Source organism: Nonomuraea spiralis, assembly GCF_014648435.1.
Lineage (GTDB): Bacteria > Actinomycetota > Actinomycetes > Streptosporangiales > Streptosporangiaceae > Nonomuraea > Nonomuraea spiralis.
Genome location: NZ_BMRC01000001.1, coordinates 354668 through 371274 on the forward strand (window position 1 = coordinate 354668; position 16607 = coordinate 371274).

Here is a 16607-nt window from a genome sequence, read left to right on the forward strand (position 1 = left end):
CGGGCCGCACGGGTCGCCGGGGCGGCGGGGCGGCCGGGCGTGTCAGCCTCGGGTGTCGGCCAGGCCGTGCAGGCGGCGCAGGGCCTTGCGGGCCGCGGCCGAGACCTGCTCGTCCGGGTGGTGGTCGATGAGCACCCGCAACACCCGGCCCGTCCAGGGGTGGTCGCCGAAGGCGAGGATGGCGATCGTGCCCGCCTGCTCCTCCGCGTCCATCCCCATGGCGATCGACTCGATCACCTCGCCCGCCTCGCCGCCGAACTCCAGCAGCGCCGCCGCCATGTCCACCAGCACCCAGGCGATCTCGTCGGGAGCCGTCCGCCGCTCCTCGCGGCCCGTCCTGGCCGCGACCACCGCGCCCAGCCTCGGCTCCTCCAGCAGCCCGTTCAGCGCCCGGCGGCCCTCGTCGCCGAGGCCCGTCGCCAGCAGCTCCACGCCGACCGCCCTGCTGAGCGGGCTCACGCCGGCCAGCGCGGTGGCGATCTCGGCCGCCCCCTGCCCGGCGTCGCGGCCGGCCAGCCAGCCCGCCAGCTCCTCGGCCCGTTCGGCCTCGGGATAGGAACGCAGGCCGTGCAGCAGCGCGGCGGCACCGGCGTCGGCGAGGGAGCCCATGACGGGGATCTCCTGCCCGGCGGTCTCGGCGATGATCAGCCGCGCCACCCACAACCCCAGCCAGCTCAGCGTGTACGGCTCCGCCTGCCGTACCAGCCCCAGGTCGGTCAGCGTCTGAGGCACCCGCCCGGCGACCGGCTCGCGGGACAGGAACATGCGGATGAGCTCCAGCAGCAGCCCCTCGTCGGCGGCCAGCCGCGTCCGGCACACCTCCGCCCAAGCCTCCAGCACCCGGGTGTCGTCCTCGGCCCCGCGGTCGTGCTCCGGGTCGAGCGCCGCCTTCAGCTCGCCGGAGAGCGGCGCGGCGCGCACCGCGGCGGCCAGCGTGGCGGCGGCGGGAAGCCGGATCGGCGGTTGCAGCGGCAGCGTGTCGTCGTCGTAGGACCTCACGAGCCCATCCTGTCCTCTTCGTCCCGCTGGATCGAAAATCGTCCCGCCGGATCGGGAAACGCCGGAAACTGAACGCGGTCCAGCGTACTCACGTCGCTGCCCGGCCACGAGGGGAAGATCACGCCGGTGGAAAACGGGAGGCGACCGAAGACGACATGCACTACAGTGCCACGAAATGTCGGCAGAAAGGAGGCTCTGAGATGTTTGTCAATATAAGGGCGCTTTCTACTTCTCGGAGGAACCGTGCAATTCCGCCCTGCGGCCGAGGCTGACCTCGACCGCCTGCTCGGCTGCGTCGTCGACGAGTCCATCAGCTGGGCCCATGCCGACCGGCTGCTCTCACTCCTGGAGAGCCGGAACTACCGCTTCGACCGTATCTGGCTCGCCGAGGAGAACGGCGAGATCATGGCCCGCGCCGTCTGGTGGGGCTTCGCCGGCGAGGAACGGCCGCTCGCCCTCGACTGCGTCTACGTCCACCCCTCGGTCGAGGACCGTGTGGGCCTGGCCGCCGAGCTGCTGAACCACGCCCACGCCGCCTTCGGCCAGAAGCCGGCCTACCACGTCTTCGTCTCCAACGGCTGGCGCGACAACCCGCAGAGCTCCGCGGCCATCGCCTGGCGCTGGGAGGCCGCCGGCCGCGCCGGGCTGACCGAGGAGCTCGAACGCCTGCGGTACGCCTGGACGTCCGGATCGCCCGTGCCCGAGCCGTCCAAGCGGCTGGTCTTCCGCGGCGAGGACGACGACGAGGTGTTCGTGGACGCCTTCCGCCAGGTCGCCGAGGGCACGCTCGACTTCTACACCCGCCAGGCCCTGATGACCACGGACCCCGTGGAGCAGGCCCGCGAGGACGTGCGCGACAACAAGTCGATGAAGGGCGACCGGTCCTGGTGGCGGCTCGCCTACGACGAGGCGGGCGACCTGGCCGGCATCGCGCTGCCGTCGGCCAACGACGCCGGGCCCGTGGTCGGCTATCTCGGCGTGGTGCCCTCGCACCGGGGCCGCGGCCTCGTCGACGACCTGCTCGGCGAGATCACCCGCTTCCACGCCGAGCGCGGCGTGCAGCGGATCGTGGCCGACACCGACGCGGGCAACGTCCCGATGGCGCGGGCGTTCGAACGCGCCGGTTACGACAACTTCGCGATCCGGCTGGTCCTGTCGGCCGATCCCGGAGCCGCCTGACCTTCCCTGACGGGCCCCTCCCGGGGCCCGTCAGGCAAGGGCCGCGAGGCGCGCCCGCACGACCAGGTCGTGCAGGGCGTCGCCCGCGGTGGCGCGCTCGGGCAGCGCCGAGCTCTCGCGCGCCGCCTCCAGCGCGGCCGTCATCCGCTCCACGTCGGCCGCCACACCGTCCAGCGCGGGCGCCGTGCCGTGCTCGGCCTCCCGTTTGGCCGCCACCAGCTCCGGCAGGTACGGCGGCCCGTACGCCATCAGCCGCGTCAGGTCGGCCTCCAGCTCCCCGGTACGCATCAGATGCGTGCCCGTCGCCAGCACCCGGAAGGTGTACAGCAGCGGCTTCAGCTCACCCGTACGCCCGAACAACCGCCACTGCGTACGCGCGAACCCCAGGTAGTGGTGGGCGTGATGCCGCGTCAGGCAGGCCGGCGCGAGCGACACCAGTTCGTCGTGCACCGGCGAGGAGGCCACCACCAGCGGCGACAGGAGCTGTTCCAGCACGTAGCCGTTGCGGTTGAGCAGCAGGCGGCAGAACTTGACCAGGTCGTGCGTGACCAGGTCCACCTCGACGCCGTCGCGCGTCCATGTCCGGTCGAGGGTCTGCGGCCCGGTGCGCAGCCCGACCACCTCCGCGACCGGCAGCACGTGCGTGCCGCGCAGGTCGACGTCGGAGTCCACGGACGGGAAACCGTACAGGTGGGCGCCGCTCACCGTGGCGAAGACCACCGGGTACGGCTGCTCGCCCGGGATCTCCGGCAACCACGACGGCAACCACGACGGCAACAAGGACGGCAGCCCGTTCACAGGTGCTCCTTCCGCACGCCGACGAGGAAGTCCTCCACCCGCTCCCGGTCCGGCCGCTCGGGCAGGACGGTCGGCGCGGCGGCCAGCTCGGCCGTCAGTTCGGCCCGCCAGGCGTCCACCTCGGCCCACGGCACCTCGCCGCGCTTGATCGCCAGCAGCCGCTCCCGGTACGCCTCGACCCCGACCAGCGGCTCGCCGTGCCGTACCAGGTGCAGGCCGCTGATCAGCAGCCGCAACATGTGCATGGCCTGCTTCAACTTGGGCGCCCGTGGGTCCAGGCGGCGGAACTGCGCCGCGGCGTACCCGGCGAACGTCTCGTGCGCCCGCCGCGACAGGAACGCCCCGCGCAGCTCCAGCAGCCGCCGTCCGGCGGGCGTGGCCACCTCCACGATCGGCGACCACAGGCACTCCAGCACCGTCGGGTTGGCCTCCAGCGCCAGCACGCAGAAACGTTCCACCTCCCACGAGAACTGCTCGGGCAGCGGCCCGTCGCGGTGGGTGGGCGGCTTGGTCAGCCGCCAGAAGTCCGCGGTGGGGGCCACGAACACGCCGCGCCGGTCGGTGTCGGACCCTTCGGTCTCCAGCCCGTACGCCCGCGAGCCCACCACGACGGACAAGATCAGGTCTTCGTTCACCCGGACACCCTCCCACGGGTCTTGCGTTCGGGGGCCGGCGGCTGATCTGATCGACAAGTGGGCGGCTATGACGAGGCGTACCGGCGCAGCATCGAGCGGCCGGAGGAGTTCTGGGCCGAGGCGGCACTCGACATCGACTGGGACGTCGCGCCCGCCGCGGTCAGCGGCGGGGGCCGCTGGTTCCCCGGCGGGCGGCTCAACACCTGCCACAACGCGGTCGACCGGCACGTCGCGGCCGGGCGCGGCGGCCAGGCGGCGCTGATCCACGACAGCCCGGTCACCGGCACGGTCCGCACGATCACGTACGCGGAGCTGCTCGACGAGGTGGCGCGGACGGCGGGCATGCTGAAGGGGCTCGGCGTGACGGCCGGCGACACCGTGGTGATCTACATGCCGATGGTGCCCGAGGCGGTCGTCGCGATGCTGGCCTGCGCCCGGCTCGGCGCGGTGCACTCGGTGGTGTTCGGCGGCTTCGCGGCCAGGGAGCTGGCCCTGCGCATCGAGCACGCCGAGCCCAAGGTGGTGCTCTCGGCCTCCTGCGGCATCGAGCCGGCCCGCGTGGTGGCCTACAAGCCGCTGCTCGACGCCGCCCTGGAGCAGTCGGCCCACCGGCCCGCCCATTGCGTGATCCTCCAGCGCCCGCAGTGCCCGGCCGAGCTCACACCGGGCCGCGACCTCGACTGGCACGAGTCCGTACGCGCCGCCGCCCCCGCCCCGTGCGTGAGCGTGGCCGCCACCGACCCGCTCTACGTGCTCTACACCTCCGGCACCACCGGCCTGCCCAAGGGCGTGGTGCGCGACAACGGCGGCCACGCGGTCGCGCTGCGCTGGAGCATGACCAACGTCTACGGCGCGTTCCCCGGCGAGGTCTTCTGGGCCGCCTCCGACGTCGGCTGGGTCGTCGGCCACTCCTACATCGTGTACGCGCCCCTGCTGACCGGCTGCACGACCGTCCTGTACGAGGGCAAGCCGGTCGGCACGCCCGACCCCGGCGCGTTCTGGCGGGTGACCGCCCAGCACGGCGTACGCACGCTGTTCACCGCGCCCACCGCGATCAGGGCCATCAAAAAAGAGGACCCCTCCGGAAACTTCGCGAAAAAGTGGGACCTGTCCGGGTTGCGGCACCTCTTCCTGGCGGGCGAGCGCCTCGACCCCGACACCTACCACTGGGCGAGCGACCTGCTCGGCGTCCCGGTCATCGACCACTGGTGGCAGACCGAGACCGGCTGGCCCGTCGCCGCCAACTGCGTCGGCATCGAGACCCTGCCGATCAAGCCGGGCTCGCCCACCAAACCCGTCCCCGGCTACGACGTGCGCGTCCTCGACGCCGAGGGCCGCGAGTGCCCGCCCGGCGTGGAGGGCGCCGTCACCGTCAGGCTGCCCCTGCCGCCCGGCTGCCTGCCCACCCTCTACCGCGACGAGGAGCGCTTCGCCGCCTCCTACCTGACCCGCTACCCCGGCCACTACCTGACCGGCGACGGCGGCCACATCGACGCCGACGGCTACCTCTTCGTCATGGGCCGCATCGACGACGTGATCAACGTGGCCGGCCACCGCCTGTCCACAGGCACGCTGGAGGAGGTGATCGCCGCCCACCCCGACGTCGCCGAGTGCGCGGTGATCGGGGTCGCCGACGAGCTGAAGGGCCAGCTCCCGGTCGGTTTCGTGGTGCTCAAGTCCGGCTCGGAGCGCGACCCGGCCGACGTCGAACGCGAGCTGACCGCCCTGGTACGCGAGCACGTCGGACCCGTCGCCGCCTTCCGCCGGGCCGTCGTGGTCGCCCGGCTGCCCAAGACGCGCTCGGGCAAGATCCTGCGCGCCACCATGCGCGACATCGCCGACGGCAGGCCGTACACCACGCCGTCCACCATCGAGGACCCCGGCGTGCTGCCGGAGATCGCCGATGCCGTGAACGGCCCATAGCGGAGCGGGCATCAGAGGAGCGCCGCGGCGCGGCCTGGCACATGATGGGACCTCCCGGTCCCGGAGAGAAGGCTGATGATCGAGACGCCGAGTTACGCCGACGCCCTGAGGGTGCTGGGCTGCAAGGAGGGCAGGCTCGTCAAGGTGGTCGGCTTCGCCGCCGCGGCCGCCCGTACGGGATGGGCGCTGGCCGGGGGCGGGCTGCTCACCATGAGCCTGGCCGACCTGCGTGCCGACATCGTGCGCTACGGCGAGGAGGTCATCCGCAGGATGCCCGAGCTGAAAGGGGGCGTGGACCGTTACACCCGCACCCAGCGCCTGGCCGCCGCGCACGCCGTCATCGTCGTGTCGGCCTGGTTCGAGGCGCTCGGGGAGGCCAAGCTGCCCTTCACCCTGGAGCAGCTCGACCGGGCCGACAAGATCTCCCACGGCGTGCCCACCCCCGAGCGCTTCGCCCGCCTGGTGGCCGGGCTGCTCATGGAACGCCTGCCCACCCCCGAGCCGCACGTGCCCTTCGCCGAGACCCGCCAGGCCGTCGAACGCGCGTACCTGCGCATGTCGGAGGCGATGGCCGAGTTCGTCGGCGGTCTGAGCGTGTGGGACGAACTGCCGGTCGACGACCAGCTCCTGTTACCCCGCATGCTGGCCGAGGGCCCGCCCCCGCACGCGCTGCGCATCTACGACGAGGACTTCCGCTCGTTGTCGCTCGACAGCCACGAGTTCGGCGTGCGCAGCCTGGTCACCGACCGCCAGACGCCGGGCACCGGCCTGTCGCGGGTGGCGTGGCTACTGGCCGAGCTGGCCCCGCCGCGGGTCGGCGACCGTCCCATGATCCATCAGGCCCGCATGGCGGCCAACGCGCTCGACCGGCCGCTGCTGGCCGCGGGCAAGCTGCCCGAGGACGTCTCGCTCCCGCTGCTCGGCGAGGGCTATCTCAGCCCGCGCTGCCGGGTGGCCGAGCTGACCCGCGAGTCCGACCCGTCCTCCATGGGCTGGTGGCAGGACCAGCGCCTGCTGCCGGACGCCGAGGCGTTCCTCGTCGGCCACCTCACCTCGCTGCGCGCCACCCAGGCGCCGCTGCTGGTGCTCGGCGAGCCCGGCTCGGGCAAGTCCAAGCTGACCGAGGTGCTGGGCGCCCGCCTGGCCAGGTCGGAGTTCCTGCCGATCAGGGTGGAGCTGCCGCGCGTCCCGCCGCGCGCGCCGGTCACCGAACAGATCGAGCGGGCCGTCGCCGCCGTGCTGGAGGAGGAGGTCGAGTACGCCGACCTGGTCGCCGCGGGCGGCGGCGCGCAGCCGGTGATCCTGCTCGACGGCTTCGACGAGCTGCTGCAGGGCGGCGTCAACCGCTACGACTACCTCGGGCACGTCCAGGAGTTCCAGCGCCGCGAGGCCGCGCTCGGGCGGCCCGTCGTGGTGATCGTGACCAGCCGGACCGTCGTGGCCGACCGGATCAGGTTCCCCGACGGGCTGCTGGCGCTGCAGCTCCAGCCGTTCGAGGACGACCAGGTGCGCCAGTGGCTGGACATCTGGGACCACTCCAACCGCGCCCTGCTGGCCAGGCGCGACCTGAAACCCCTGCCCGCGGCGACCGCGCTGGCCCAGGGCGAGATGGCCAGGCAGCCGCTGCTCCTGCTGCTGCTGGCGCTCTACGACGCCGGCGGCAACGCGCTCCAGCGCGACCACGGGCCGATCGGCCGCGCCCGCCTGTACGAGGCGCTGCTGCGCGACTTCACCGAACGCGAGACCGCCACCCCGCGGCGCGTGGTCATCGACAGCGAGCTCGTCCTGCTCGGCACGGTGGCCCTGTCCATGCTGGCCCGCGGCAGCCAGGTCATCACCGAGGACGCGCTCGCCCGCGACCTGCCCGCCCTGTGCGAGGGCGGCGACGACGAGCCCGACGAGCCGGCCCCGCCGGTCGACTGGGCCCGCAGGGCCACCGACCGCTTCTTCTTCATCCGCCGAAACGGCTACTCCTTCCTCCACTCCACCTTCGGCGAGTTCCTGACGGCCTGGCTGACCGTGTACGCCCTGCGCGACCTCGACCGGCGCCGCCGCCTGGCCGGGGACGAGCCGCTGGCCCTGGCCCAGAGCGTGGACGACGACCTGCTGTACGCGGTCACGTCGTTCTCCTGCCTGGCCGAGCGCGGGCCGACGATCGGGTTCATCCTGGAGCTGCTGGACGAGGTGCCGGCGGCCGTACGCGCCCGGTGCGTCACCCACCTGGCCGGACTGCTGCGCCGGTCCCTGCACGAGCGCCGCCGCCGCTGCTTCACCGGCTTCCGGCCGGTACGCCATCCGGTCACCCGCCGCCTGGCCGCCTACTCGGCCAACCTGGCGCTGCTCATCGTGGCCGCCGCGCAGGAGCCCGTACCCGTCTCGCACATCCTGGGCGGGCCCGACCCGCTCGACCGCTGGGCCTCCTTCAGCCACCTGTGGAAGGGCCAGCTCGGGCAGGAGGGCTGGACCGGCCTGGTCAACGCCCTGTCGGCGCACCGCGTCGCCGGGCTGGAGGAGGTGATCCTCGGCGGCACCGAGGGCACCGCCATGGGGGACGTGATCGTCGCCGCCGCCACCGGCCACGCGCCGCGCAACCGCAGGCTGCTCGACCTGCTGATGCTCGCCGTGGGGGAGGGGCGGTCCCTGCACTTCCGCGACCGGGTGGCCCTCCTGCGGGAGCTGGTCGAGACCGCCGCGGTACGGTCACCCGCGGTGCACCGGGCGCTGGGCGCCATGTGGCGCGCGGACGGCGCCGACCACGAGGCGCTGCGCGCGCTGCTGCACACCGTGCTGGCCGACCCGACCGAGCGCGTGGCGACCTGGGAGCAGCTCGTCAGGGCGGGTGTGCCGGAGGAGGAGCTCTGGCAGATCCGTCAGGGGACCGACTGATCTACCGGCAGCTCCACGGTGATCGTCAGGCCGCCCTCGTCCCGTGGCCTGGCCGACACCGTGCCGTCGTGCGCCTCGGCGATGACCCGGACGATCGACAGGCCGAGCCCGCTGCCCCGCTCCGAGCGCAGCCGGTCGCCGTGCAGCCGCCGGAACGGCTGGAAGATCGTCTCGATCTCGTACGGCGGGACGTGCAGCCCGGTGTTGGCCACCACCAGCTCGACCTGCTCGGCCCGCCGCCGCGTCGTCACCCAGACCTCGCCCTTGGGGTGGTTGTGCCGGATCGCGTTCTCCACCAGGTTCTGCACCAGCCGCTCGACCAGCACCGCCTCGCCCTTGGTCGGCGCCTGGTCGAGCAGCCGGTGGATCGTCACCTCCCGCTCGACCGCCTCGTCGCCGGCCTGGTCGAGCACGTGCTCGGCGACGTCGGTCAGGTCGAACGGCCGCCGGTCGAGCACTGACTGCTCGCCCTCGGCCAGGGCCAGCAGGCCGTCGATGAGGCGTTCGTGCCGGGCGTTGACCAGCAGCAGCGACTCGCCGAGGCGCTTGACGTCGTCCGTGGCGTCGGGACGGCGCACCGCCACGTCCACCAGCGTGCGGTTGATCGTCAGCGGGGTGCGCAGCTCGTGCGAGGCGTTGGCGACGAACCGGCGCTGCCCGTCGAAGGAGCGCGCCAGCCGGCCGAGCATGGTGTCGTAGATCTCGGTCAGCTCCTTGACCTCGTCGCGCGGGCCCTGGTAGTCGATGCGCTCGGTCAGGTCGTGGCTCTGGGCCACCCGGCGGGCGGTCTCGGTCACCGACTTGACCGGCCGCAGCACCCATCCCGCCGCCCGCCAGCCGAGCCCGAACGCGACGGCGGTGGCGGTCAGCACGATGATCCCGCCGACGGTGCGCACGCCGCTCAGCGTCTCGCGCTGGTAGGCCGCGCGCACCCGCTTCGCGTTGCTGTAGGAGCGCTCGTAGGAGTCGCCGTAGGAGTACTCACGGGGGAAGTCGGGCTTGATCAGGTCCGCCCGGAACTCAAGCTGCGACCGGACGACGAAGTACACCCCGGTCACCGCCAGGGCGCCGAGGAAGAGGAACACTCCGGCGCAGGCCAGGGCGAAACGCATGCGTACGGTCATGGGATGCGGTACCCCGATCCCGGCACGGTCTCGATGACCTGGGGCTCGCCGAGCTTCTTGCGCAGCTTCATCATCGTCGTACGAACCGTGTTGGTGAACGGGTCGATGTGCTCGTCCCAGACCTTCTCCAGCAGGTTTTCGGCCGAGACCACCGCGCCCTGGGCGCGCAGCAGCTCGGCCAGCACGCCGAACTCCTTGCGGGCCAGCGGGACGTACACGCCGTCGCGGAACACCTGGCGGTGCGCCCAGTCCAGCCGCACGCCCGCCCGCTCCAGCATCGGCGGGTCGGCCCGGCGGGCGCGGCGGCCGAGCGCGTGCACCCGCGCCACCAGCTCCTCGAACGCGAACGGCTTCGGCAGGTAGTCGTCGGCCCCCAGCGACAACCCCGACACCCGCGACCGCACGTCGCCGGACGCGGTCAGCATGAGCACCCTGACCAGCCACTCCCGCTCCACGACCGTCCGGCACACCTCGTCGCCGTGCACCCCCGGCAGGTCCCTGTCCAGGATCAGCACGTCGTAGTCGTGCACGCCGAGCCGCTCCAGCGCCGCCTCCCCGTCGTAGGCGACGTCGACGGCCAGCGCCTCGCCCCGCAGCCCCTCGGCGATCGAGTCGGCGAGCATGCGCTCGTCCTCGGCGACCAATACCCGCACTTGTAGCCCCCAACAAGATCATGAAATGCCGCAAGTCTGGACCAGACCCCATAACGCGGGCATAACCACTTCAGGTGACGCCAAGGTTATCGGCGGATCGCTGGACTGCCCTCCGAACGACCGGGATCGGCCCGGTCGCCGACGGGGGAGAAAGTCCATGGCACTCACACTGGCGCGGACGCGCCCGCGCGCGCCCGCCGCGCGCCGCCTGCCCGGCCACGGACTGTTCGCCGGCGCGCTGGCCCTGGCCGTCGCGCTGCGGGTGCTGGTCATGCTCGGGTACGACACCGCGCAGCTCTACTGGTACGACTCCTTCACGTACCTGGACACCGCCGTGCACATGCGGCCCCAGGCGGCCTTCCACCCCGCCGGGTACTCGTGGTTCCTGTGGGCGCTGCGTCCCTTCCGCAGCGTCGAGCTGATCGCCGGGGTGCAGCACGCGATGGGCCTCGGGATCGGCGTGATGATCTACGCGCTGCTGCGCCGCCGTTCGCTGCCCGGCTGGGGGGCGACGCTGGCGGCCGTGCCGGTGCTGTTCGACCCGGCCTTCGTCCGGCTGGAGCACGCCGTGTTGTCGGACCTTCAGGTCATCTTCCTGATCATGGCCGCGCTGCTCGTCCTGATGTGGCGCAACGACCCGTCCGGGGGATTGTGGCCGGGGCTGCCGTCGGGGCGGGCGGCGGCGGTGGCCGGGCTGCTGCTCGCGCTCGCCGGGCTGACCAGGACGGCCGCCGTGCCGCTGCTCGCCCTGGCCGCCGGCTGGCTGGTGCTGCGCCGGGCGCCCTGGCGGCGGGTGGCCGCGCTGGTGCTGGCCGGGACGCTCCCGCTGGTGGCCTACGCCGGCTGGTACGCCCAGCACCACGGCAGGTTCGCCCTCAGCGGCTCCGACGGCGTCGCCCTGTGGGCCCGTACCATGACCTTCGCCGACTGCTCGATCATCCAGCCGCCGCCCGCCGAGGCCCCGCTCTGCCCGAACGGCACCGTCCTCGACGCCGCCTCCGAGTACGTCTGGGACCCCGCCGCCTCGCTCAACCGGCTGCCCGGCGACCGGTTCGCCCACAACGACCTGGCCAGGTCGTTCGCGGTGCGCGCCATCGCCGCCCAGCCGCTGGACTACCTGCGCGAGGTCGTCCGCGACACCTCGCTCGCCTTCACCTGGCAGCCGGTCGCCCACCCCAAGCGGGTGAGCCCGTCCACGACCTTCCCCAAGGGCTCCTGGCCGCTCCCCGAGCAGCACGCCCTCATCGCCGAGGTACGCGCCGAGTACGACCCCGGCATCCGCGGCATGAGCTCGGCCGAGCCGGCCGCCTCCGTCCTGGCCGCCTACCCCTACCCGTGGGCCCTGCACGGGACCGTGTTCGGCGTGCTGCTCCTGGCGGGCGCGCTGGGCTCGGCCGGCCGCCGGCGGGCCGCGCTGCTGCCGTGGGCGATGGCGGCGTTCCTGCTCGTCGCGCCGGTGGCCGCCCTCGACTTCGACCACCGGTACGTGCTGCCCGCCATCCCGCTCGCCTGCGTCTCTGCCGCGCTGGCCGTAGCGGGGGTACGGCGACGGCGGTATCGCGCGAGGGAGAAGGAGCGCACTACCGTGCCGGTATGAGGACGATCGCGCTGGTGTGCGGCATGGCGGCGGTGGTGTTCGCCTCCACCGTCATGGCCTACGCCAACCAGCCGCAGGCCCGCCCCCTCGACGTGCTCGGCTGGACGCTCCTGGCCCTGAACGTGCTCGCCCTGGCCTGGCTCCCCGGCCGCGCCCCGGCCGTGCTGGCCGCCACGGCCGCCGCCACGGCGGCCTTCTTCGCACTCGGGTACGCCCTGGCCCTGTGGCCCGCGCCCGCGCTGGTCGCGCTGTTCTCGGTCGTCGCGGCCGGGCGGCGGGCGCTCGGGTGGGCGGGGGCGGCCTTCCTGGTGGCGGTGCCCGCCGCCGTGCTGATCCCGGCGCCGGAGGCCGACAACGCGGCGGGGGTGGCCCTGTGGGCGCTGATCGTGACGGCCGTGGCGCAGCTCGCCGAGGCGTCCGGGGCGCGGCGCGCCCGTGCCGCCGAGGCCGAGCGGCGGGCCGCCGAGGCCGAGCGCACCCGCGAGGAGGAGGCGCGTCGCCGGGCCCAGGAGGAACGCCTGCGGGTGGCCAGGGAGCTGCACGACGTCACCTCGCACACGGTGTCGGTCATCGCCCTGCACGCCGCGGTCGCCGCCGAGGCCGTCGCCCGCGCGGGCGGCCCGCCGGAGGCCGCCGAGGCGCTGCGGGTCATCCGCGCCTCCAGCCGCCAGGCGCTCACCGAGATGAAGGCCGTCCTGGGCGTCCTGCGCCCGCCGCACGCCCCTGGGGACGGGTACGGGGACGGTGGCGGTGGCGAGCCCAGGAGCCCGTCGCCGGGGTGCGCGCAGCTGCCCGGACTGCTCGGCGCCGCCGGGCTGCCCGTGACGCTCGACGTCGAGGGGGAGCCCCGTACCCTGCCGCCCGCCGCCGACCTGACCGTCTACCGTGTGGTCCAGGAGGCGCTGACCAACACCATCCGGCACGCGGCCGCCACCCGCGCCCGCGTGACCCTCACCTACGAGACGGGAGCCGTGACCGTGCGCGTGGACGACGACGGGAAGGGCAGCCGGGCCCCGCGCGGCCACGGCCTGACCGGCATGGCCGAGCGCGTCGCCGCCGCGGGCGGCCGCCTCGACACCGGCGACGGCCCCGGCGGCGGATTCCGGGTCGCCGCCCGGCTGCCCGCGTGATCGCCGTCCTGCTGGCCGACGACCAGCCGCTGGTCAGGGCCGGGCTGCGGGCGCTGCTGGAGACCGAGGACGACCTGACCGTGGTGGGCGAGGCCGCCGACGGCGCCGAGGCCGTACGGCTGGCCGGACGCCTGCGGCCCGACGTGGCCCTCATGGACATCCGCATGCCCGGCACCGACGGCCTCCAGGCCACCAGGACCCTGGCCGGCGGCCCCACCCGCGTCGTCGTCGTCACCACCTTCGACCTGGACGAGTACGTCTACGAGGCGCTGCGCGCCGGGGCGAGCGGCTTCCTGGTCAAGGACGCCGAACCCGCCGAGATCCGGCACGCCGTACGGGTGGCCGCCCGCGGCGACGCGCTCCTGTCGCCCGGCGTCACGCGGCGGCTGATCGAGGAGTTCACCGCCCGGCCCGCCGTCCTCGACACCGGCCGCCTGGCCCCGCTGACCGGACGCGAGCGCGAGGTCCTGGCCGGGGTCGCCCGCGGCCGTACCAACGCCGAGATCGCCGCACATCTCCTGATGAGCCCTGCCACCGTCAAGACGCACGTCAACCGTATGATGGCCAAGCTCGCCGTGCACGACAGGGCCCAGCTCGTCGTCCTCGCCTACGAGAGCGGCCTCGTCCGGCCGGGAGCGGGCTGACCGCACCCCGGCGTACTCCGGCCGGGAGCTGGCGGTACCGCGGCGGGTGCAGCCGGTCGCCCGTGCAGGGCCGATGCCTCCGGGCGGCCGCGGTTCCTACCGTCGCCCCATGATCCGATTCTGCCTACGCCACCGGCGCCTGGTCGTGCTGATGTGGCTCGCCCTGTGCGCCGCCCTCGTCACCGCCGCCGCGCTCGCCCCCGGCCCCTCCCACGACGACTTCAGCCTGCCGGACTCCGAGAGCGGCCGGGCCGCCGCGCTGCTGGGACCGGCCGCCGCCGAGCCGAAGGGCGCGATCGTCGTCTCCGTCCCCTCGGGCGTCCAGGACGCCCACGTACGCCGGGTGACCGCCGCCCTCGCGCTGCCCGGCGTACACACGGGACCCGCCGTCCTGTCCGGGGACGGCACCGTCGCCCGCGTCCCGCTGGACTACCCGGACGAGGACACCGCCCGGCGGCTCAAGCAGGCACGCGACGGCCTGCGCGTCCCCGGCGCGGACGTCGAGCTGTCGGGCGGCGACTTCGCCGACTTCGCGCCGGGAGGGCTCACCGAGGGCGTCGGCCTGCTGGCCGCCGCGGTGATCCTGTTGCTCGCCCTGCGCTCCGTGATCGCCGCCGCGCTGCCCCTGGTCGTCGGCGTGGCGGGGGTGACCTGCGGCGTCGCGCTCCTGACCGTGCTGAGCAACCTCGTGGACACCCCCGCCTTCGCCGTCTACCTGACGATCATGCTGGGGCTCGGCGTCGGCGTCGACTACGCCCTGCTGATCGTCACCCGCCACCGCGCCGCCCTCCATGAGCACGGCGACGTCGAACGGGCCGTCACCGAGGCCATGCGCACGGCTGGCCGGTCGGTGCTGTTCGCCGGGCTGATCGTGATCGCCACCGGCTCGGGCATCCTGTTCCTCGGCCCGGCGATCGGCGGCGGGATCGCGCTGGCCGCCGGATGCGGCGTGCTCATGGTGATGCTGGCCTCGCTCACCCTGCTGCCGGCGCTGCTGGCGCTGATCGGCCACCGGATCGACAGGTTCGCCCGCGGGCGCCGTACGGCCGGCGGCCCGCGGCCCGCCCTGCGCTGGAGCCGGGTCGTGCGGCGGCGTCCGAGGCTGACGGGCGCGCTCGCCCTGGTGGCGCTCGCCGTGCTCGCGCTGCCCGCCGCGGACCTGCGTACGGGCTGGTCGGACGCGGGCAACCGGCCGGTCACCGACACCACCAGGCGCGCCCACGACCTGCTCGGCCGGGCCTTCGGGCCGGGCTGGGCGGGGCCGCTCGTGCTGGCCGTCGCCGACCCGGGCCGGATCGGCGCCGAGGAGGCCGCCGCGCTGGCGGGCCGCACGCCGGGCGTGGCACGCGCCTTCGCCACGGGCGAGCGCTCGGCGCTCGTCATCCCCCGGACCGGCCCCCAGGACGAGCGGACCACCGATCTCCTCCACCGCCTGCGGGCCGCGCTGCCCGCCCCGGTGCTGGTCACCGGCGCCACGGCCGCCGCCGCCGACTACGCCGCCTTCTCCGCCGGACGCCTGCCGTGGACCGTCGGGGGTGTGCTGCTGGCCGCGTTCGTGTTGCTCACGGTGGTGTTCCGGAGCCTGGTGCTGCCCGTCAAGGCCATCGTGGTCAACCTGCTGTCCGTCGCCGCCGCCTACGGCGTGGTCGTGGCCGTCTTCCAGTGGGACGTGCTCGGCCTCGGCACCGGCGGGCCGGTGGACGCGTGGGTGCCGATGATGTTGTTCGTCGTCACGTTCGGGTTGTCGATGGACTACGAGGTGTTCCTGCTCTCCCGCGTCAGGGAGGAGTACACGCGGACCGCCGACGCGGGCGGGGCGGTGGCCGCCGGCCTGGCTCGCACCGCCGGGGTGATCACCGCCGCGGCCTCGATCATGTTCTGCGTGTTCGCCGCGTTCGGCGCCTTCGACGACCGCGCGCTGCGGATCATGGGGGTCGGGCTGGCCGTCGCGGTGCTGCTCGACGCCACGGTGGTGCGCCTGGTGCTGGTGCCCGCGGTCATGGAGGTGCTGGGGGAGCGGGCCTGGTGGTTTCCCGTCCTGACCCCGCGGAGGCTGACATCCTTGCGAAAAAATACGTAATATCCACAGCATCACGAGCGTTGGGGGCGCCAAGGTGCCGGGACAGAACGTGGGAGTGGTCGTCGATCCGGGAGTTCCCCCGGAGGTCGCGGGGTTGCTGCGGGCCAACGCGCCGCTGCTGTCCAGGATCAGGTCGGGCTGGGTGCCCCCGGCCGGGGAACGGCCCGCCCGGTTCAGGAACGTCTCCAGCGTGGCGCTGCTGGCCGCCACGCCCGCGGTGGTCGCGCTCATGACCGTGCTCCTGGCCTGGTCGCACCCGGGCGTCGGGTTCATGTTGCTGGGCGCGTTCGTGCTCGTCGTCCTGGTCAAGATCGCCTCGATGAGCGAGCTGCCGGAGGAGGACCTGTCGCGCGACCGCGGCGTGTACGAGCAGGCCCGCCTCCACCAAGGCCGCTACCTGCTCCCCGAGGACTTCGACCGGGACGCCGCGGACGTGCTGACCAGGGCGCAGGGCGCGATCGGCTCGGTGCTGCGCTCCCACGTCAACGCCGAGGGGCTGCTGGACGACGCCCGCAACGCGGCCATGCTGCCCGGCCAGGAGTGGGAGATCGCCCGCCTGCTGGCCAAGCTGTCGGCCTTACGCGCCGAGCACCGGGACCTGGTGTCCCGGGGCATCGCCCCCGAGGTGGCCGCGGTCATCGAGCCCCTGGACCGGGCCCTGGCCACCAGCGAGGCCGCCATGATCGCCCGTGTCGAGGCCCTGGAACGTTACGCCGGGCACGTCGCCGAGGCCGAGCGTGCCTTCCACGCCCGCGGCCAGATCGAGGAGCTGCGCACCCGCCTGCCGCGCTACGAGGAACTGCTGGCCGAGTCCGGCGCCGACGCGCTGGCCGTGCCGGAGATCGACCGGCTCGCCGAGGACGCCGACCACCTCGAACGGGTGTTGCGGCGCAGCGTGCGCTCGGCCCACGAGGCGTTCCGGTACCTGGAGAGCTGACCCGGACAACCCCGGCGGACCG

Annotated in this window: 13 protein-coding genes; 8 read left to right on the top strand and 5 right to left on the bottom strand. The window is 73.9% G+C overall.

Going from position 1 to position 16607, the window contains the following annotated elements; all coding sequences use genetic code 11:
* Positions 1-42 precede the first annotated feature (42 nt).
* Positions 43-999 (bottom strand): hypothetical protein, encoded by a 957-nt coding sequence (locus IEZ27_RS01595; RefSeq protein WP_189645530.1) that lies wholly within the window; start codon positions 997-999, stop codon positions 43-45.
* A gap of 243 nt (positions 1000-1242) precedes the next feature.
* On the opposite strand from IEZ27_RS01595, the gene IEZ27_RS01600 reads away from it, so the two are divergent.
* Positions 1243-2178 carry a GNAT family N-acetyltransferase gene (locus IEZ27_RS01600; RefSeq protein WP_189645531.1) on the top strand — a complete coding sequence of 312 codons (936 nt, stop codon included), beginning with the start codon at positions 1243-1245 and terminating at the stop codon, positions 2176-2178.
* 30 nt (positions 2179-2208) lie between these two features.
* On the opposite strand, the gene IEZ27_RS01605 is transcribed toward IEZ27_RS01600, so the two are convergent.
* Positions 2209-2976 (bottom strand): nucleotidyltransferase domain-containing protein, encoded by a 768-nt coding sequence (locus IEZ27_RS01605; RefSeq protein WP_229823070.1) that lies wholly within the window; start codon positions 2974-2976, stop codon positions 2209-2211.
* Complete coding sequence (locus IEZ27_RS01610; RefSeq protein ID WP_189645532.1) at positions 2973-3611, bottom strand: nucleotidyltransferase domain-containing protein; 639 nt, start codon at positions 3609-3611, stop codon at positions 2973-2975. The genes IEZ27_RS01605 and IEZ27_RS01610 overlap by 4 nt, the downstream gene beginning before the upstream one ends.
* A gap of 57 nt (positions 3612-3668) precedes the next feature.
* Here IEZ27_RS01610 and IEZ27_RS01615 point away from each other — a divergent pair, with 57 nt between their 5' ends.
* The gene (locus tag IEZ27_RS01615; protein ID WP_189645533.1) at positions 3669-5534 is read left to right on the top strand and encodes a propionyl-CoA synthetase; all 1866 of its coding nucleotides are present in this window, start codon (positions 3669-3671) and stop codon (positions 5532-5534) included.
* 75 nt (positions 5535-5609) lie between these two features.
* Positions 5610-8420 (top strand): NACHT domain-containing protein, encoded by a 2811-nt coding sequence (locus IEZ27_RS01620; RefSeq protein WP_189645534.1) that lies wholly within the window; start codon positions 5610-5612, stop codon positions 8418-8420.
* On the opposite strand, the gene IEZ27_RS01625 is transcribed toward IEZ27_RS01620, so the two are convergent.
* Both IEZ27_RS01625 and IEZ27_RS01630 read right to left on the bottom strand, forming a co-directional pair.
* On the bottom strand, positions 8405-9544 hold the full coding sequence (locus IEZ27_RS01625) for a sensor histidine kinase (protein WP_189645535.1): 1140 nt from the start codon (positions 9542-9544) through the stop codon (positions 8405-8407). The genes IEZ27_RS01620 and IEZ27_RS01625 overlap by 16 nt on opposite strands.
* Positions 9541-10197, bottom strand: a complete 657-nt coding sequence (locus IEZ27_RS01630; protein WP_189645536.1) for a response regulator transcription factor — start codon at positions 10195-10197, stop codon at positions 9541-9543. The genes IEZ27_RS01625 and IEZ27_RS01630 overlap by 4 nt, the downstream gene beginning before the upstream one ends.
* A gap of 157 nt (positions 10198-10354) precedes the next feature.
* Between IEZ27_RS01630 and IEZ27_RS01635 the strand changes: the two genes are divergently transcribed.
* From IEZ27_RS01635 to IEZ27_RS01655, 5 genes are all read left to right on the top strand, one after another.
* Entirely contained in the window at positions 10355-11794 is a 1440-nt protein-coding gene (locus IEZ27_RS01635) for a hypothetical protein (RefSeq protein WP_189645537.1), read from the top strand.
* A complete protein-coding gene (locus IEZ27_RS01640; RefSeq protein ID WP_189645538.1) occupies positions 11791-12924 on the top strand; it encodes a sensor histidine kinase in 1134 nt (377 codons plus the stop codon). The genes IEZ27_RS01635 and IEZ27_RS01640 overlap by 4 nt, the downstream gene beginning before the upstream one ends.
* Entirely contained in the window at positions 12921-13568 is a 648-nt protein-coding gene (locus IEZ27_RS01645; protein ID WP_189645539.1) for a response regulator transcription factor, read from the top strand. The genes IEZ27_RS01640 and IEZ27_RS01645 overlap by 4 nt, the downstream gene beginning before the upstream one ends.
* Before the next feature lie 109 nt (positions 13569-13677).
* A complete protein-coding gene (locus IEZ27_RS01650) occupies positions 13678-15648 on the top strand; it encodes an MMPL family transporter (RefSeq protein ID WP_189645540.1) in 1971 nt (656 codons plus the stop codon).
* Between the two features lie 49 nt (positions 15649-15697).
* Positions 15698-16585, top strand: a complete 888-nt coding sequence (locus tag IEZ27_RS01655) for a hypothetical protein (protein WP_229823073.1) — start codon at positions 15698-15700, stop codon at positions 16583-16585.
* Positions 16586-16607 lie beyond the last annotated feature (22 nt).